Source organism: Methylosinus sp. DMC45, assembly GCF_056313885.1.
This window is the reverse complement of record NZ_JBQUZK010000003.1, coordinates 203426-222395: the sequence shown is the minus strand read 5'-3', so window position 1 is coordinate 222395 and position 18970 is coordinate 203426. Positions and strand designations below refer to the sequence as shown.

11 protein-coding genes are annotated in these 18970 nt (G+C 67.8%); 2 read left to right on the top strand and 9 right to left on the bottom strand.

The window, feature by feature from the left end; translation table 11 throughout:
• Positions 1-11 precede the first annotated feature (11 nt).
• Positions 12-1658 (bottom strand): caspase family protein, encoded by a 1647-nt coding sequence (locus tag ACT53T_RS01185; protein WP_476159579.1) that lies wholly within the window; start codon positions 1656-1658, stop codon positions 12-14.
• 404 nt (positions 1659-2062) lie between these two features.
• Here ACT53T_RS01185 and ACT53T_RS01180 point away from each other — a divergent pair, with 404 nt between their 5' ends.
• Together ACT53T_RS01180 and ACT53T_RS01175 are read left to right on the top strand one after the other, a co-directional pair.
• The gene (locus ACT53T_RS01180; RefSeq protein ID WP_476159578.1) at positions 2063-3694 is read left to right on the top strand and encodes an FMN-binding glutamate synthase family protein; all 1632 of its coding nucleotides are present in this window, start codon (positions 2063-2065) and stop codon (positions 3692-3694) included.
• 75 nt (positions 3695-3769) lie between these two features.
• The gene (locus ACT53T_RS01175) at positions 3770-5224 is read left to right on the top strand and encodes a methyltransferase regulatory domain-containing protein (protein ID WP_476159576.1); all 1455 of its coding nucleotides are present in this window, start codon (positions 3770-3772) and stop codon (positions 5222-5224) included.
• Positions 5225-5241: 17 nt separating this feature from the next.
• On the opposite strand, the gene ACT53T_RS01170 is transcribed toward ACT53T_RS01175, so the two are convergent.
• The 8 genes from ACT53T_RS01170 to tssM all read right to left on the bottom strand — a co-directional run bounded on the left by ACT53T_RS01170 (position 5242) and on the right by tssM (position 18959).
• Positions 5242-8061: a caspase family protein gene (locus tag ACT53T_RS01170; RefSeq protein WP_476159575.1), complete on the bottom strand. Its 2820-nt coding sequence runs from the start codon at positions 8059-8061 to the stop codon at positions 5242-5244.
• A 139-nt stretch (positions 8062-8200) separates the two neighbouring features.
• Complete coding sequence (locus ACT53T_RS01165) at positions 8201-8422, bottom strand: hypothetical protein (protein WP_476159574.1); 222 nt, start codon at positions 8420-8422, stop codon at positions 8201-8203.
• Positions 8422-9888 (bottom strand): hypothetical protein, encoded by a 1467-nt coding sequence (locus tag ACT53T_RS01160; RefSeq protein ID WP_476159573.1) that lies wholly within the window; start codon positions 9886-9888, stop codon positions 8422-8424. Before ACT53T_RS01160 ends, ACT53T_RS01165 begins: the two co-directional genes overlap by 1 nt.
• Before the next feature lie 7 nt (positions 9889-9895).
• Positions 9896-11722: an NHL repeat-containing protein gene (locus tag ACT53T_RS01155; protein WP_476159572.1), complete on the bottom strand. Its 1827-nt coding sequence runs from the start codon at positions 11720-11722 to the stop codon at positions 9896-9898.
• 310 nt (positions 11723-12032) lie between these two features.
• A complete protein-coding gene (locus ACT53T_RS01150) occupies positions 12033-13838 on the bottom strand; it encodes a serine/threonine-protein kinase (RefSeq protein ID WP_476159571.1) in 1806 nt (601 codons plus the stop codon).
• A 78-nt stretch (positions 13839-13916) separates the two neighbouring features.
• On the bottom strand, positions 13917-14717 hold the full coding sequence (locus ACT53T_RS01145; protein WP_476159570.1) for a PP2C family protein-serine/threonine phosphatase: 801 nt from the start codon (positions 14715-14717) through the stop codon (positions 13917-13919).
• Positions 14714-15400 carry a type VI secretion system-associated protein TagF gene (gene tagF, locus ACT53T_RS01140; RefSeq protein WP_476159569.1) on the bottom strand — a complete coding sequence of 229 codons (687 nt, stop codon included), beginning with the start codon at positions 15398-15400 and terminating at the stop codon, positions 14714-14716. Before tagF ends, ACT53T_RS01145 begins: the two co-directional genes overlap by 4 nt.
• 10 nt (positions 15401-15410) lie before the next feature.
• Positions 15411-18959: a type VI secretion system membrane subunit TssM gene (gene tssM, locus ACT53T_RS01135; RefSeq protein WP_476159567.1), complete on the bottom strand. Its 3549-nt coding sequence runs from the start codon at positions 18957-18959 to the stop codon at positions 15411-15413.
• Positions 18960-18970: the final 11 nt, after the last annotated feature.

Below are 18970 nucleotides of genomic sequence, written 5' to 3'. Positions count from 1 at the left end.
TCTCCTCCTTTTCAACGCGCGGTGAAAATGCCGACTGTGCCGAGCTGCGCCTCGCCGTTCGAAAATTGCGAGACGATATCGATGACCTTGGCCGGATTGCGAAGCCGATCGAGCTGCCGCAGCGCCTGCTCGAGCTGCGGCATGGGCCGCGTCGAGGCGATGGCGATGATCTGATCGGCGCCGAAGGGCTCGCCCGCGACGACGCTCAGCCGATAGTCGGAAGATTGCACGATGGGCGGGTCGGAGGCGAGCGGATAGAGCAATTGCAGCACGCCGTCGCCGGTGAGGTCGAACAGCAGCAGATTGCGGCCGGCGACTCCGCCTATGGTGATCTCGACGCGCTCGCCCTTGCGCCGCAGCCCCTCGGGCGAGACGCGCATCGGCAGGGGCCCTTTGCCAGCGACGAGCTTCAGCCAGCGCACCGTCGCGGCGCGGTCGATCAGAACGTCGAGCTCATGCGCATCGACATTATGCGCCAGCACATCGCCGCCGGAGAGCGCGTCGCGGCTCGCCGCATCCCAGAGGATATCGGCCGCCGCATCGGCGCCGACGAGCACGAAAGGCGCATGGGCGCCGGCGCCCGTTCCGCGTTCGGCGGCCGCGCCGCGCAGAGCGAGGCGGATCGGCTCCTTGGGCCGCGGCGGCAGAGCGGCGGGCTTTGCCGGCGGCAGGCTCTGGCCCGGCCCGATCGCCATGGATTTCGGCGTCAGCGGCGTGATCGTCAGCCCGCCGCCGCCGGAGGAAGCCGCGGCCTCTTCCTCTTCCGCCGGCGATCCGCCCACGGCCTGCACGCCGACGCCGCGGCCGAGCTGCGCGATCACATCCTTCGAGGCGTCGAACCCGCGCGGCTCGACGACGGCGACGCTCTGACGCTGATCGCTGAGCTGATAGGTGAGCCCTTTGACATAGGCGATGAGCTCCGCCGTCGTGACGGCGCCGTTGCCATCGGCGTCCGCCGCGCCCTCCAGCGCGCGCGCGACGGCGTAGCTCAGCGCGCCGCGTCGGCCGACGCCGACAATCTCCAGCTCGGGCGCCTCGAATTGCGCATCCGCCGCCATCAGCACGACCGAGCGCGCGAAATCCCTTGGCGCGATCTTCGTCGTGGCGGCGGAAGCGCCTTCATTCAGTGAGCGATAGACGAGCTTCGCCGCGCGTGGATCGACCTCGCGCGCGAGGCTCTCGCCGAAAGAGGCGTCGGCGATGAGAAAGACGCGCGCGCCCTTCTTCTCGAAAGCGTCGATCATGGAATCGAGCTCGGCGCGCGCGATTTTCTCGCCATTGTCGCGCGCCTGTCTCGGATCGAATTTCGGCAGCACCAGAATCGGCGCGTTCTGCTGCGCGCCATAGCCGGCGAAGGTCAGGAAGATCGTATCGCCCTTTTGCGCGCGCGCCAACATGGCGTCGAGCGCGCGCATCACCGCGGCGCGCTCCGCTCTGTCGATGAATGTCACAATGTCGCGCGCGCCGCGTCCGCGCAGGCTCGCCTCGAGATCGCGCGCATCGGCGACGGCGCCGCGCAAGGGCGGCGCATGCTCATAATGATCGACGCCGATGAGAATGGCGCGCGTCTCGGCCGATGCGGCGTGCGTGAAAAGACCGAGCATAGCGCAAGCGATCACGCCTCGCCGCAGAACAGACGATAGGCCTTTGCGCTGCATTTTCCCTCTCCCCGCGAGCGGGGAGAGGGCCGACGCAAGGGGCTCGGGGCGTTGGCCAAAAACGCAAAACGTCCCGAGCCCCTCATCCGCACCTTCTCCCCGTGAACGGGCAGAAGAAAGGCGGCGAAGGCGGCGCGACGCGATCAGCTGCAAAGCGCAGGAAAAATCAGGAAAAGCGATCATGCGTGCGAGGGATCTCGAATGACGCAAAAGGCCCGAACAAGCGAGGCGAGACTATCATTCGCGCCTCCGCGCCGGCAAGCGCGGGGAAAAGCGCTCGCGCGCACGGTGGTCGCGCGAATGCAGCTGTCTCGTGAGAGGCTTCGGCGCTTCGCCGCGGAAAAGCCGCCGATCCGCCTGCGCCCCGCGGCGGCCGCGTCACATTTGTGAAGGAGATTTCGAACATGCTCCGCCTGCTCTTTCTCCCCTTCACGCCGCGCTTCATCGCGCTCACCCTCAGCGTCGCGGGCTTTGTCGTCTGCGCCTTAGCGACGAAGGGCGATCTAGCGAGCGCCTTCTTTCCGGCGGCGCTCGCTTGCGCCGCGCTCTGCGCGCTCGGCGCGCATGATCTGCTGCAGCGCGAGCATGCGATTTTGCGCGCCTATCCCATTTCCGCGCATCTGCGTTTTCTGCTGGAGCATGTGCGGCCGGAGCTACGGCAATATTTTTTCGAGGACAATAAGGACGGCCGTCCGTTCAGCCGCGACAAGCGCGCCATCGTCTATCAGCGCGCCAAGATGAGCATAGACAAAAGGCCCTTCGGCACGGAAATCGACGTCTATGAGGAAGGCTTCGAATGGCTGCGCCATTCGATCGCGGCGCGGCCCGTTTCGCATGAGCATTTTCGCACGCGCGTCGGCGGCGATTGCGCGCAGCCCTATGACATCTCGCTCTTGAATATTTCCGCGATGAGCTTCGGCGCCTTGAGCCGCAACGCCATTCGCGCGCTCAATCTCGGCGCGCGCAAGGGCGCGTTCGCGCAGGATACGGGCGAGGGCGGCTTCAGCCCCTATCATCAGGAGGCCGGCGGCGACGTCGTTTGGCAGATCGCCTCCGGCTATTTCGGCTGCCGCACGCGCGAGGGCGCATTCGACGCGGAGAAATTCGCCGAGATCGCCACGCGCGATCAGATCAAGATGATCGAGGTGAAGCTGAGCCAAGGCGCGAAGCCCGGCCATGGCGGCGTGCTGCCGGCCGCCAAGGTGAGCGAGGAGATCGCGCGCATTCGCGGCGTGCCCATGGGCGAGGATTGCATTTCGCCGGCGGCGCATTCGGCCTTTTCGACGCCGATCGAATTGCTGCAATTTCTGGCGCGGCTGCGCGCCCTCTCCGGCGGCAAGCCCGTCGGCTTCAAGCTCTGCCTCGGCCAGCCATGGGAGTTTCTCGCCATTTGCAAGGCGATGCTGGAGACGGGCCTCCATCCCGATTTCATCGTCGTCGACGGCAAGGAAGGCGGGACCGGCTCGGCGCCGCTGGAATTCATGGATCACATCGGCATGCCGATGCGCGACGGACTCGCCTTCGCGCATCATGCGCTGATCGGCGTCGGCCTGCGCGACGCCATCCGCATCGGCGCCGCCGGCAAGATCGCCACGGGCTTCGACATGGCGCGCGCGCTCGCGCTCGGCGCCGATTGGTGCAATAGCGCGCGCGGCTTCATGTTCGCGCTCGGCTGCATTCAATCTTTGTCCTGTCACACGGATCGCTGCCCGACCGGCGTCGCCACGCAGGACGCCTCGCGCGGCCGCGCGCTCGTCGTCTCGGACAAGGCGGAGCGCGTGCGCAATTTTCATCATGCGACGCTCATGGCGCTCGCCGAGCTCGCCGCCGCCGCCGGCCTCGATCATCCGAGCGATTTCGCGCCGGAGCATTTTTGTCGCCGCATCTCTCCGCATGAGGCGGCGACTTTCGCCGAGCTCTATCCGGCGCCGGCGCCCGGCGCGTTTCTCTCCGGCGAATTGGATGCGCGCTTCGCCGCCGCTTGGCGCAGCGCGCGCGCGGATTCGTTTCGGCCGGCGTCGCTCGCTCTCGCCTGATCGTCCTGCAGCCGCGCCTTGCATGAGGCGGCGAATTCATCGAGGATCGAGCGTCCATATTGCGAGCCCATTCCCATGACGAATGTCTATGACGAGCAGGACTATCCTTACGCTGTCCGCCATTGGACGCATCCGACGCAGCTCGGCGCGCTTTCGCAATTGATGGGGCGGCTGGCCGCGCCCTTTCAGGACTGCCGCGTGCTGGAGATCGGCGCCGGCGATGGCGTCAATCTCGCCAGCATGGCGATCGGCGCGCCGCGCGCGCAATTCATCGGCGTCGATCTCTCCGAGCGCGCCGTCGCGGCGGAGCGCGAGCTGACGGCGGCCGCGGGCGTCGCCAATCTGCGGCTCGTTTGCGGCGATCTGCGCGATTTTGCCGGCGAGCCGCAATCCTTCGATTACATCATCGCGCATGGCGTCTACGCCTGGGCGCCGAAAATTGTTCAGGATGCGGTGATGGCGCTGTGCGGGCGGCTGCTGTCGCCGCGCGGCGTCGCCATGATCAGCTATAATGCGCTGCCGGGCTGCCGCTTGCGCCAGGGCCTGCGCGATATGCTTCTCAGCGCCGTCGCGGGAATAGCGGAGCCCGAGCGCAAGATCGCCGCCGCGCGCGCGACGGCGAGCTTCTACGCCGAGCAATGGTCGGCGAGCGATAATGCTTTTCGCAAGGCGCTGGCGCTGGAGGCGCGCGATTTTCTCGGCCGGCCGGATGGGCTCATTTTTCACGACGAGCTCGGCGAGATTTACGATCCGCAGCTCTTCTCCACGGTCGTCGCCGCGGCGCGCGCGCATGGGCTCGATTATCTTTGCGACAATGATCCGTCGCTGGTGGGCCATGCGCTATGGGAGAGCGAGCTCTGGAGCCAATCCTTGCCGCTCACCGGCGGCGATCAGATCGCCTATGAGCAGGCGCTCGATTTCGTCGAGACGCGGTTTTTTCGTCGCAGCCTGTTTTGCCGCGCCGGCGCGCCGCTCGAACGGCGCTTCGCCCCGGAGCGTCTTTCCGGCCTCTATCTCGAGGCGCCGCTCGAACCGTTCGTCGACGCCAGCGTCGCTGTGGGCGAATACGCTTTCAAGACAGCCGGAAAGGGCGAGGTCTCGACGCGGGACGAGGCGTTCGGAGCGGCCATGCGCCGGCTCGGCGAGTCCTATCCGCGCGCGCTCGCGATCGACGAGATCGCGGCCGAGCCCGCGGCGCGCTCGGCGCTGCTGCGGCTCTTCGCCGGCAATATGGCGCGCCTGGCGACGGAGCCTTTTCCCGTCGGACGAAATCCGGGCGAAAAGCCTTTCGCCAATCCGCTGGCGCGCGCGCAGGCGCGGCTCGGCCTCGGCTCGGTGACGAGCTATCGGCATTCGCAAGTCGCGCTCGAGGGCGACGACACGCGGCGCTTTCTCGATCTGCTCGACGGAACGCGAACGGTCGACGATCTCGCCCGCGCAATGTCCGGCGAGGCGGAGGAGAGCCGCACGCGCGCGCAAGTGGAGGCGGCGCTCGCGACCTTCGCGATGTGGGGCCTGACGCGCGCCTGAGCGGCCAAACTTGAAAATCAGAAGCCCGGATTATGCGACCATGAGAGCGGCTTCGGCGTCGCGGCGACCGGAGCGGCGACAACGGCCGGGGCCGCCGGACGCGCCGGGCGGGCGGCCACCGGGCGCTCGACGGGGGCGCGCTCGCGCAGATGATGCGGAGCGACGACCGGCGCGGCGATCTGATTGCGCTTGCCGGCCCGCGCCGGACGCGCCGGCTCCTCGTCCTCGTCCTCATGGCGACGCGCATTGTGCTTGGCCGGCTTGGCGGCCGGAGCCGCCTCCTCGCGGGCCGCATCCTTGACCGGCGCTTCCACGGGCTTGGCGGCGACGGGTGCGGCCTGCTGCGGGCAGACGGTCTCGGTCTGACCCTGCAGCTGCGCGACGAGCTCGTCGGTGAGGCGCGTCGGCGCGGACTCGCCTTTCTTGCTCGCATAGGCGGCGAGCGCGGATTTGGTCGGCTCGTCGAGCTTGCCATTGGCGGCGGCCGCATAGCAGCCGAGCGTCTTCAATTGCGTCTGCGCGGCGCGCACGCGCGTCTCGATCGCGGCGACAGCCTTGTCGAGATCGCCGCGCGCATCGCCGCAGGAGAATTTGCGGCCGCGCAGCGCGCCCAATTTCTGCTGCGCGTCGAAGCTGGTCGCATCGACATCGGCGACGCTCTTGCGATCGGCGGCGCAGGCGCCTTCCAGCTCCGCGATCTTGCGGCGGGCCTCGGCGCGCGCCGTTTCGCAGCTCATGCCGTCCAGCGCGGCGCGCAGGCCGGAGAGATCGCCGGACTTTCCGTCCAGCGCCTTGCGATCGGCGTCGCAGCTCTCCTTGGCGAGGCGCTGCTTCTTCTCCAGCTCGGCCGCCAGCGCCTTGCCGTCCTTGCGCACATCCTCGCAAGTGGTCGCCAGCACGGCGGCGCGCAGAGCGATGAGGTCGTCCGCCTTGGATTGCAGCGTCTTGCGCTCGGCGTCGCAGGTCTGGCGCGCGAGAGTCTCCTGCTCCTCGAGCTTGGCGAGGCGGCCCTTGGCGTCGTCGCGCGCGGCGTCGCATTTCATGCCCAGGGCGGCCGCGCGCAGCCGCGCGAGGTCGCCGCCCATTCCGGCGACGGTCTTGCGCTCGGCGTCGCAGCTCTGCCCCTCGATGCGGATCGCCTTGCTCTCCAGCTCGGCGACGAGAAGATTGGCGTCGTTGCGCACCGCCTCGCAGCGCATTTTGGCCGCGGCGGATTTCAGCGCGCCAATGTCGCTCACGCCGGCGGCGCCCAGCGCCTTGCGATCGGCGTCGCAAATATCGCGCTCGCGGCGCTCCTTTTCCTCGAGGCGGGCGAGCACGAAGCGCGCGCCTTCCACCGCGGCGGCGCAAGTCATGCGGCCGACGGCGGCGCGCATGCCGGGAAGATCGCTCGGATCGACGGCGGCGAAAGCCTTGCGTTCGGCGTCGCAAGTCTCGCGCTCGCGGCGTTCCTTCGCCTCCAGCGCCGCGACCAGCGGCTTGGCTTCCTCTATCGCCGCGCGGCAGGCGAGGCGGCCGGAAACGGCGCGCAGGCCGAAAAGATCGTCGCGCGCGACCGAATGCAGCGCCGCGAGATCGGCGTTGCAAATCTCGCGCTCGCGCTGCTCCTTCGCCTCGAGCCGGGCGATGAGATCGCCGGCGCGGCGGCGCGCGTCGGGGCAGGACATTTTCGCGGAGGCGGCGCGCAGGCCGGCGAGATTGTCCTCACTGAGCGCGCCGAGCGTTTTATTGTCGGCCTCGCAGCTCGCCAGCTCGCGGCGCTCTTTCTCCTCCGCCTTGGCGACGAGCGCTTCGGCGCTCTTGCGCGCGGCGTCGCAGGAGAAGCGTCCGGCGGCGGCGCGCAGGCGCGTAAGATCAGTGGGGGAGATCGCCTCCAGCTCCTTCTGCTCGGCGTTGCAGCGCTGCACGCTCTCGAAGAGATCGAGCCGCAGCTGCGCGTCGCGAGCGCGGGGCGAGGTCGGATAGAGCGTCAGCACGCTGCGGAAATCGGCCGGGTCCTGCGTCTTGGAGGCCTTCTGCCACGCGCGCTCGGCCATTTCGTCCGGGCTGAGGAAATAAAAGTCGCCATAGATGCGGCTGGAGATTTCCGGCGACTGCTTGCCCTTGGTCGTGCGCGCGACATCGTCGCTGACGAGGTTGAACAGCCGGCGGATCTCCACTTCCGGCGCTTTCAGATTCTTGAGCAGCGCCTCGGCGAAGGGGCTGTTGCGGCCGGCGCCGTCCAGCGCCACCTCATGCGGCGCGGCCGCATAGGCGACGAGAATGCCCTTGGCGCCCTTGTTGACCGCGACGGCCATCCGCTCGAGGCCGCGCGGCAGCATGCCGCCGTCGACCGAGCGCGAGGCGGTGACGAGACTGTCGAAAGGATTGTTGCGGCAGGCGTCGAGGATGAGAATATTGACGCCCGCGGATTTGGACAGGGCGAGGCGCACGCGGTCCATGTCCAGCGCCTTGAACTCGACATCGGCGACATCCTTCACTGCGATGTCGGTCGGCAGCAGATAATTCTTGCCCTCGTTCTGCACGCCATGGCCGGCGTAATAGAACAGCGCGACATCGGCGCCGGCGGCCTTGCGGGAGAAGTCGGCGAGCGCGCCGTCCAGCTGATCCTTGCGGGCGTTGACGATGGCGATCACCTCGAAGCCCAGCTCCTTCTCGAGCGTCTCGGCGACGTCCTTGGCGTCATTGACCGGATTTTTCAGTCTGGCGATGTGGTCGTATTCGGCGTTGCCGAGCACGAGAGCGACGCGGCGCTCGGCGAAGGCGGGAGACGCGACGACGGCCGCGAGAGCGAGGCTCGCGAGGGCAAGGACGAAATTTTTCCAATGCTTCGTCATTTCGCCGATGGCCATTGTCTGATGAATAGACGCGATCCCAATGACGGGACGCTATCATCGCCCTTGTCGTCGTCGCAACCGATATCAGAGGCGGGAAGCGCGGCGATGTGAGATGACGCACATTCCGGCCGCGCGCCGATCATTTTTTTCCGGCGTGATAGGCGGCGGCGTCGATCTCCTCGCCTTGGAGAATCGCCTCGGTGAGCAGCCTGTTGTCGTGCGGCACCGCCGCCTCATGGGCGGCGCCGTAGAATTTTTGGAAGAAGCCGCCGGTCTTGCTGTCGAAGCGGAACATCACATCCTCGAAAGGATAGTCGACATAGATGTCGCGGTCGCGAAAATCGGCTTTCGATAGTCCCATCACTTTCCTCCCGCGCGCCGAATGGCGTCGTAATAGGCGCGGCTCTCGGCCTCGATCTCCGCGGCCCGCGGATCGCCGGCCGGAAGATCGCGATACGCCTCATAGAGCGCATGCCCGCGTCCGCCCTCGAGATTCGCGGCTTTGGCGATCTCCGCATATTTCTCCTCGCCCAGGATCAGCTTCGCGACCTCGGGCGTCTCCTTGGCGTAGATCATCTGCGGCGTGTTGACTTGAATTTCCGCCATGATCCCGGCTTCTGTCTTCAAGACCGTATTGGCGCCGCTATAACCCAGCGCGTCCGATCCCGCGTCGATGATCTTGCATTTGGCGCCTTTCTCCTTCAGCAGCGCGACGGCGGCGTCGAAATTCTCCTCTTCGACGACGATCGTGTTGCGGGCTATGTCGCGGATGCGGGAGGCGTCGCCTTGATAATCCGCGATGATCTTCGCGCGCGCCCGGTCGATGTCCTTGAGCGGCGCCTTGGCCACCGCGCCGCCGGTCTTCTCGGCGATTTCCGCGGCGATGGCGTCTATCTCCTGCTTCGCCGCCGGGGCCTTCTCATAGATTTTCGCGAGCTGCTCCGTCAGTCCGGGCTGCAACAGCTTCTGCTCAATCGGGGGCCCGGCCGGCTTGCTCGGCTTGGGCTCGAACCTCTCCGCCTTCGGCGCCCTCTCCTGCGGCGTGTTGCGCAGGCTCGGCTTCTTCTCCGTCCATCGCGCGGCTTTTTTCGCGGCGCCATGGGTCAGCGCGGCGATCAGAACAGCGACGCCGAGCCTGGTGACGCCTTCGGCGAAAATCGCCGCCGCCTCGTCGAGCTGCGCCGCGCTCTGCGCCATGCGGATCAGATCGAGCGCATGGAACAGCGCATGCAGCCCCTGCCAGACCTGCGCGCCGCCGAAATAGACGCCCGCGCCCAGCAGCACGGCGTCGATCGCCTCGCCCGCGCCGAAAGCATGGGAGATCGCCCATAGCGCCAGCACCTCGACCGTGATCGCCAGCGCCTTGGGCTCGATGAGCTCGGCGAAAGCCTGCTTCGTCGTTCCGCTCAAATGGTTCGGAACGAGGCGGAGCGTCGCGGTCAGACGCTCCTGCATGTTCATCCCGGTGAGATTCATATCGGCGAGCTTCGCGCCGCCCGGCGGCGCGGCGGCCGTGGAGACGCCGAGGCCCTTGGCGCGATCCTGAACGACGAAAGCCGCCAGCGCGCCATTACGGCTCATGCGCGCGACGCGATCGATCAGCGCGCGATCGTCCGCCTCGCGAATGCGCGCGCCCTCCTCCCGCCAAAGCGCGAATGCGCGGCGCAGCGCATCGGCGCCCTCGGGATCGGCGAGCGCGAGGCGCAGCCGGCGACGCACCTCATATTCGCTGACCAGCGCGCGGCGGTCGCGGCCGGCGAGGCCCGCGAAAGCGGCGCGCGGGCCGAGGATCAGCGTCTCCGAGCCGGTGCGCAGGCGCAGGATCATGCCGCTCTCACCGCGCCCTTGTCTTGACCGCGCCCTTGGCGGGCTTCTCGGCGCCGTTCTGATCCAGCGCTTCCGGCCGGGCGTTTTCCGGCTTGGTCTTGCCCATGGGCGTCGCCGTGGCGACGGCGGCGACCGGCGTCGGCGCGCTCATATCATTGGCGAGGCCGCGAAAGCGCACCGGCCGATAGCCGCGCGCCAGCAGCGAGGCGAGCGGATAGATGTTGCGGCACACTTTGCCATTGCAGCCGCCGGTCGAGGATTCGATCACCTCGGCGCGGCGGTCCGGGGTGAAGCGCATGAACAGCATCACATGCGAGCCCGGCTTGTTGAGCGCGTCGCCGGGCAGCAGATCCCAAGGATTGCTCAATTCGCGCGAGATCGCCGGAATCGCCATTGTGGTGAAATGGGTGGAGAGGCCCCAGCAGGCGCTGACGAAGGCCGAGCAATCGACGCCGGCGACATCGGGCCGCGGATCGTTGCGCGTGCAGACATTGCCGGCGAGGCGCCCGGCGCCGATCTCCGCCGCTATGCGCGGCAGCGCTCCATGGCAGCCCCAGCAATAGGGAATGCCGACGACCTCCTGCCCCAGCTTGCCGTGCAGATAGCCGGGCCGGCGGATGCGCGCGAAGCCGCTGCAAGAGCGATCCGGGTCCGCCCCATAGGCGCCGGCGTTGACGCGCCAGCGCACATTGGCGAATTGCAGCGCGGTCTGCACGACCTGCGTGCGATCGAGCGGACGCGTCGCAGCCGTCGCGCCCTTGCGCTTGCCGAAATCCGTGAGCGCGTAAGAGGGAATCGCCGGCGCCGGCGGCGCGAGATCGATGGTCTGCCCGTTCTTCATCGGGCGGAAGCCGACGCCGAGCAGATCGACCCCGCCCTTGCGCGTGCGCAGGAAATAGACGTCGCCCTCCGCCGAGACGGTGACGAAGCGGCGCGACAGCGCGACCTGCTTGTCCAGCGGCAGCTCATAGACGCCCTCGAGCGCGCCATTGGAGGCGTAGCGGGCGACGAAGGTGGAGGGCTGATCGGTGGCGTCGGTCGGAATATTCTCGCCCAGCACGAAAATGCGGCCGCGCTGATCGACATCCAGCAGCTCCACCGAGCCGATGCGGCTGCGCACCTGCATTTTGAGCTTGGCGAGCGCCGCGCCATCCTTGATCTGCAAGGAGATGGAGACGGCTTTTTTGTCGAGGGCGTTCACATCGGCGACCACCTGCCCGCGTCCATGCGAGGCGATGGTCTGGCGCGAGCGCAAGGGCTTGCCGTCGCCGAGGCTGCGCGTCGCGGCGTCCTCGCCGATCTCCTGCGAGCCGGTCTGCGCGAAGGCGGAGAGCACCGCCTCGTCCGGCGCGGAGACGGAGCGCGTCACCGCGAGGCTGCGCGTCTGCGCATCCTGCGGCCCGGTCGCCTGCAAGGCGCGCGGACCTTCGTCCCACACATAGATCGTGTCTCTGGCGACGACGATGTCGGTCGGCCGCAGATCGCTCGGCAATTCGAGCGAGCGCGTCGCCTCGGCGGGCTTGCGCGGATCGAAGCGCAGCACGCGGCCATTGACCTGATCGAGCAGATAGATCTCGCCGTCGGCGCCGGAATAGATCGCCTGCGGGCCTTCGATCTCGGTATCCGCGCCGGCCTCCACCACGCCGACCGAGGCCGCGTCGCCGCCCTGGCGGAAGCTGCGGACGAGCGCATCGTCGGCGAGCGCGTTTCCCTGCGGCAGAGCGAGCGCCGCCAACGCCAGAAGGGACGCGATCGCCCTCCCCTTGCCGGCTATCGGATTTACCCATCGCAAAATGCCGCCGCCGTCATGGCCGGGCTTGTCCCGGCCATCCACGCCAGGCAGCCGAGAAATCGCAGGAAAGCGCCCGCTATCGACGGATTCGTCCCACGACGGACGCCCCATCGGAGCCGCCGCGTCACGCCGAGCTTTCGAGAGGTCTCGGCGTCCTGGCGTGGATGGCCGGGACAAGCCCGGCCATGACGGCGTGGGGAGAAGGAAGGCGGCCAGCGCCGCGCGATCGATCGGAAATCCTGTCACTGATCGCGCCATGAGCAACCTCCGCCCGGCGCAGCGCCGGAAAATGCGAGCTTCAAAGTCCGAGGCCGAAAAATCTCGGGGCTATTTTCGCCGGCCCCGGCGGCGCTCAGCGTCCCGAGACCAGCGACACATATTTCAGCGCCACCGCCGGCGGCGGCGACGCATTGGCCAGCTCCTCCGCGAGCTTGGCGAACACGTCTTTGGCGGTCGCCGCGCGTGCGGCGCCGGCCAGGGAGATGGGCGTCGCGCCAGCGATCGCCACCAGCAGCACCGGGCCGGGCCGAGTGGCGCGCAGCTCCATCGCGAAGTCGCGCCGTCCGGGCTCCTGTCCGAGCCGAGCGCTGAGATCATTCACCAGTCCGTCGTCGTCGACTATGAGAAAACGCACATGTTCGGCGCGCGTTTCGATCGCGCCCTCGAGCTTGTCGCCGCTGCGCTGCAATTGCGTGCGCGCGACGTCGAAGCGCAAAGGCTCGCGAACGGCGAGGAACTTCTTGGCGAAGCCGAGCGCCGGGCATTGCGGCGCCGTCACCTTGCGGACGCCGATCGCGGCGGGAACGCCCGTCGCATCCCTGAACGATTTGTCGAGCGCATCGAAGGGCTCGCGGCCGCGGCCATAGCCGTCGATCTGCGCCTCGCCGGCGGAAATCTCGCCGACGACCGCGAGGAAGCAATCGCCGCCGTCGAAATCGCGCGCATATTCGCGCAGCCGCACGAAAGGATCGGGCCGCGTCTCGACGGGCTTTTGCGGCTCGACGACGGTCGTCGGCGGTTCGGCGGCGACGTCGGTCGTCGGCGGCGTCTCGGCCTGCGTGGTCGCGGCCGGCTCCTCGCGATGAAGATAGCGCCAGCCGCCGAAGCCTGCGGCGGCGAGCGCGATGACCGCGACGAGAGAGCCGATAAGGAGGCCGGCGCGCCGTGGCTTCTTCTCCTCGGCGGGTCTCGCCGGCGGCGGAAGCGGCGCGGCGCCGAGCGGAACCGGAATCGGCGGCGGCTCCGGCGCTCGGGTCGGGACGGGCGCTCTCGCCCCACGCGGCGCGAAGACGGTGGAGCCGCGCTCGTCGGCGTCGGGAGTCCAGGCGGCGAGCTCGGCCATGCTGCGCGGCCGGGCCTCGGGGTCCGGCTGCAGCATTGCGGCGATGATCGGCCGCATCATCGGATCGACGGCGGAGAGATCGGGAAGGACGCGGCGGCGCTCGATCACCTCCACCTGCGTGCCGTCCATCGGCAGCGGCTTGCCGATGAGGCAGGCCGCCAGCACCAGTCCGAGACTGTAGATATCGGAGGCCGCGCGCACATCGCCGCCGAAGAGGCCGAGCTGCTCCGGCGAGACATATTTGTATTTGCCGGCGAATCCCGAGCCGATCACCGTGCTGTCGCCGACCCTCAGCGAGCGGGCGATGCCGAAATCGATGATGCGCGAGCGGGCGATGCCGGTCTCCGGCACGATGACATTGTCCGGCGAGACGTCGCGATGGACGAGGTTCTGCTCATGCGCCGCTTGCAGCCCGGCGGCGATGCGGCGCATTAGCGCGAGAACCTGCGGCGCCGGCAGCGGGCCGCGGTCCAGAATATCGGAGAGCGGCTGGCCCTCGACGAACTCCATGGCGAGATAATGCCGGCGCAATTGCGGCTCCAGCGTGAAGCCGAAATAGCGCACGATGGCTTCGTGATGAATGCGACGCAGCGCCAGCGCCTCATTGCGGAACATGGCCAGCACGGCCTCGTCGCCGGCGAGCTGATCGCGAATGAGCTTTATGGCGACCGTGTCGCCGGTCTCGATCTCATGGCCGCGATAGACGTCGCCCATGCCGCCCGCCTTCAGAAAGGCGTCGATCTCGTAATTGGCGTTGAGCCGCGTGCCGGGCGGCAGGGCGCCGTGGATCGATTGGACATCCGGCGGGTAAGACATTTGATCGCTCTATAAATCCTTGGGCGCGGCCTTCGCCGCCTTCCTTCTCCCCACGAGCGGGGAGAGGGAGAAAGATCTTCAACGCGGCCTCGTGGTTTCTCTGGACTCCTCCCGTCCCGGGCGCAAGCGGGTCGGCTCCGCCTCCTGCTGCCGATAGGCGGCGACGAGGACTGTCACATTGTCGGTCCCGCCGCGGGCCAGCGCCAGATCGATCAGCGCGCGGCAGGCCTCCTCCGGCGCGCGGCCGCTGGCGAGGCCGGCGATCTCCGCCGCCGTCACATGGCCGGTGAGCCCGTCCGAGCAGAGCACGAGCATGTCGCCCTCGAGCAGCTCGCCATTGACGAAATCGAGCGCCAGCGTCGCGCCGGCGCCGACCGCGCGGGTGATGACATTGCGGCGCGGCCAGTTGCGCGCCTCCTCCGGCGTCAGCACGCCATCGGCGAGCAGCTGCTCGGCCTCTGTGTGGTCGATGGTGATCTGCACGATATCGCCGCCCCGCAGCAGATAGGCGCGGCTGTCGCCGGCCCAAAGGCAGGCGTAATAGCGGTCGAAAGTCAGCAGCATGACGACGGTGGAGCCCATCGTGCCGACGCCGCGCAGCGCCGCCTGCCGCCGGATATCGCGATGCGCGCCTTGCAATGCGGCCTCGCATTGGCGGCGCAGCTCCGCCGCCGCGCCCTGCGGGGCGACGCGGCTGAGGCTGTCGACGACCACCGCGCTGGCCGTCGCGCCGGCGGCGTGGCCGCCCATGCCGTCCGCCACGGCGAAAAGGCCCATATGCGGCTTGGACAGGAAATTATCCTCATTCTCGGCACGCACGCGGCCCTTGTCGGAGAGCGCGAAGGCGCGCATCGGGCGAAGATCGGCCATGCCGCTCATGGCTCGCTCGCCGCGGGCGTGAAGCGGCCGGAGATCATGGCCGAAAAGATCGCCGGATCGGGCATGCCGGTCGAAGCCAGCGCGTGAGGCGCGAAACCCTCGCCGCCTTGCGTCCACCAGAAGCTCTGATCGGCGACGGCGCGGGCGCGGGCGAGCGCCTCGCGGGCGGAGCGGCAGGCTTCGGCAAAGCCCGCTTCGCCGACGCGCGTCGCGGCCGCGCTCGGCGTCACGAGACGCGCCTGCGGCTGCTCCAGCGCCGGCGCGGGCAGAACCTCCAGCGCCTCCAGCGCCGATTCGAAAGCGACGCCCTGCTCCAATGTCGAGAGCAGGAAATCCTCGAGCGTCGCGAACCAGAGGTCCTGCGGATCGGCCTCCGGCGGCGACAGCGCCTCGCCCGCCTCGGCGAAAAATGCGACGCTGAGCGGGAAATAGCGGCCGACGCCATCCATCGAGGGCATGAAGGCGCCGAGCGTCGTCATGCCGCCGCAGAGCTGCGGGCCGAGCCAGAAGCGCCAGATGGGCGCGGTGAGATAGGCCGCCTGCCAAGCATCGCCGAGCTGCGCGCGGCTGGAGGCGACGCCGCCTTGAATCCACGGCTCGAAGGCGGCGAGAAAGCCGCGCGGCGCGCCTTGGGACACGAAATCGCGCTTCGCCTGCAGCTTGCCGAATAGTCCGCGCCGCATTCCGCGTCCCTCACAATTGCGTCGGGCAATGGAATTCGGTGAGCGCCGGCAGAGTGAGCGGCTTCAACGTAGAGCCCGCCTGAAAGCCGAAGATCAGCGTCTGCTTGCCGAGCGAGAAGGTCGCGTTGAGCCGCTCGCCGGCATAGGAGCGCCCGGCGGCGTCGAGCAATCGGAACAAAGCCCAGCCGCCGAAGCGCTCGAGCACGATGGGCGCCGCCGCCGGCGCTGAGCCGTCCGCCGCGGCGGTCTGGCTCGGCGCGAGATCGGTGGCGAGGCTCACCGCCGCGCGCCCGCCGCCGGCGCCGGGCCATTGGATCGCGCGCGGCGTCACCGAGGTTCCGGCGACGGAGGTCGCCTCCTGGCCATTCACCTCGAATTTCGCCGTGCGGCCCGCGCCGCTCAGCGGCGGCGGAAAGACGGTGAGCGCGAGATTCGGCATGTTGCCGCCCGACGGGAAAAAGGCGTCGCGAATCTGCGCGGCGCGCTGGAACTCGCGCAGGCTCGCGGCGGAAAGGCGCGCGGTCAGCGGATATTCCGGCCGGAAGCTCCAGGGCGTCTTGGCCGTGTCGACATATTTGGCGAGCGACTGCTTGAAGAAGGAATCGAGTATCCCATTCGGCCCGAACAGCCGGCCGAATTCGGCGAGGCCGATCTCGCTCGCCGCGCCTTTGACGAAAGGATAGCGGCCGGGCGTCAATTGCTGGCAGGAGGTCGCGACCTGCTCGCGAAAGGCGCCGGTCAGCCTGATCAATTCCGAGTCGAGCACGGCGCGATCGAAATCGGAGGCCGCGCCGGTGAGCATGGGGCGGAAGGGCTCCGGCAGGCGATCCGCCGTGCCGCGGAATTTCTTCAGTTGCATGGCGAGCGCCGCATTCGCCTGCGGCGAATTCTCCGGCAGAGTGGCGCCGACGACGAGATTGTCCTTTATGTCGTTCAGCTCGGCGAGCAATTCGTCGATCGGCTTGCGCGGTCCCGCGCCGTCGAGCCAGATTTGGAAAGGGACGAAGCGCTTCTCTATCTCCTCGCCCGGCGGGCGGTCGCCACGGCCGGGGAAGAGATCGCTCGCGGCGATCTGCGGCGCGGCGGCGCCTTCCTTGGCCGGCGCGTCCTTGCGCAGCTTGCGCTCCTTGGTGAGAGACGTCTCCTCCACCACGGATTCGAACAGCGCCTTCAACGGCGAGTTGGAGGCGGTGGCGGCGCCGAGCGCGCGATATTGCGGCTTGTCGGCGTTGAGGCGCTTCATCTTCAGCCGCGCGAGCGCGCTGCGCCAGGCGGCGTCGAAATCGCGGCCATAGAGCGCGAGCAGATCATTGCCGAGCGAACGATATTCGTCGCCGAGCGTCTCCTCGTCTCCCGGGCGCCCGAGCACCCAGCGCTCCTTGCGCACGCGGTCCGATATGCCGGGAAGACCGCGCAGAAAGGCGCGCTTGAAGCCTTCGTAAGTGTAGAAGCCCGGCACGCGGATCGTGTCGAGATCCTTGCCGCTCGCCTCCTCGAACAATTGATCGAAGAGAAGACCGCCGGCGCCCGGCGCCGTCCAATCGGCGACGTCGAGCGTGCGCGCTTCCGACTTCAGCAGCTCATAGGCGCGCTCGGAGAGCTTCAAGCGCGCGAGAGTCTTCTGGCTCTCGTCGATGAGAGTCTGATTGGGATGAACGAGCAGCTCGCCATTGTCGAGCTCGAGCATGGCGTCGAGATGCTGTTCCAGCGCCTTGGCGTTGTCGGCGAGTGGACCGCGGAAGAGATTGTCGCGCCAATCGCGCCGCTCCCATGCGAGAATCACCTCGCGATCGACGGGCGTGCGCGCATGGCCGAGCATCAGATAGACCTTCAGCGCCTCATAGATGAAGCCCGGATCGTCGCGATGCTCTTCGAGCAATTCCTCGAGGCGGAACAGAAGCCGCGGCCGCAGCAGACGCTCGAGCGCGAGACGATAGGAGGCGATGGAAGCCTCGACGAGACGCGGCCGCTGGCCGAACCCCAAGCCTTCGAAGAAGGATTCGGGATCGCCCCGATGCGCATAGCCCGTCGGCGCGTCGCGCAGCTTCTGCAACAGGCCGAGAATCTTGCCATAGTCGCGATCCTCGACCACCATTTGCCGCGTCAGCGGATAGGCGGCGTCGGCCGCATATTCGCGCGCCAGAGTCTGCGCGTTCGCGGTCAATTCGGCATTGGCGGAATAGCTCTTCCACATCGCAAAGCTCGCGCCCGCGCTGATGAGCGCGATGAGCGCGAAGGCGGCCGTCTTCAGGACGAAGCCGCGCCGCACCGCGCGCGGATCGGTCGACACCCAGGCGGCCTCGCCGATGATGACCTTCTCCACGAGATCATAGAGAAAGAAGCTCTTGCCATAGCCGCGGAAGCCGATGCCGCCGACATCATGCGCGCCGAAATTCTTGACCAGCGCATTGATGAGCTGATCGATCGGCGTGCCCTCCTGCGTGCCGGAGGTGAAATAGAAGCCGCGCAGATTGGCGTTGGAGTGATAGCGCGTCGGCTCGAAGATCGCGTTGAGGAAATCATGCACCGGCCGCTTGAGCGCCGCCATTTGCGCGGGGAAGCCATAGAGCGCCACGCGATTGGCGGGATTGGGCTCCTCCTGCAAACGGTCGAGCATGTACTGGTTCAAGCGCTCGATCAGCGCGTCGAGCTCGCGCGGAATATCGGCGACGAGATTGAGCTTCTTGTCGGCGGTCTGGAAAGTCGCGCCGAAGACGCTCTGCAATTTGTCATTGTCGAGATCGGCGAAGAATTCGGTGAAGCCGGCGACGAGATCGGCCTTGGTGAAGACGGCGTAGACGGGGAAATCCACCTTCAATCGCTCGTGCAGCTCCAGCAAGCGCGAGCGAATGGCGCGCGCATGGGCGGCGCGCTCCTCGCGCGAGCAGAGCAGCAGATCCTGCACGCTGATCGCCACCAGCACGCCATTGATGGGCTGGCGTGGGCGATGCTTTTTCATGAGATCGAGAAAGGAGAACCAGCTGCGCTTGTCGAGCGCGGCGTCGGAATCCTGTGTCGTGTAGCGGCCGGCGGTGTCGATGAAAACCGCGTCCTCGGCGAACCACCAATCGCAATAGCGCGTGCCGCCGGCGCCGGCGATCGCCTCCGGCGTCGCGCCGCCGGCGAGCGGAAAGCGCAGGCCCGAATTGACCAGCGCCGTCGTCTTGCCGGCGCCGGGCGGGCCGATGATGACATACCAGGGCAGGTCATAGAGATAGGTGGAGCCGCCCTTGGCGGATTTCCTCAAAGTGGCGAGCGCGTCCTTCATGCGCTCGCCGAGCACAATGGAATCGTCTTCGGCTTCCGCATCGGCGACGCCATCGGCCAGCGATGCGGCGTTCTTGCGCCGGCGCCAGAAGGAGAAGCCCGCGACCGAGGCCGCAATGGCGACGATCAGCACGATGACGATGTCGCGCACGATCTCATTCTCGAGCGGGCGCCAGCTCCCGAAGGCGATGAAAGGCCCGGCGAGATAGATGATGCTCGAGATCGACGCGAGGCCGAGACCGAGCAGAATGATGCGGACGATGTCGCCCTTGACGCCGGGCTTCTCGGACATTGGGAGTTTCC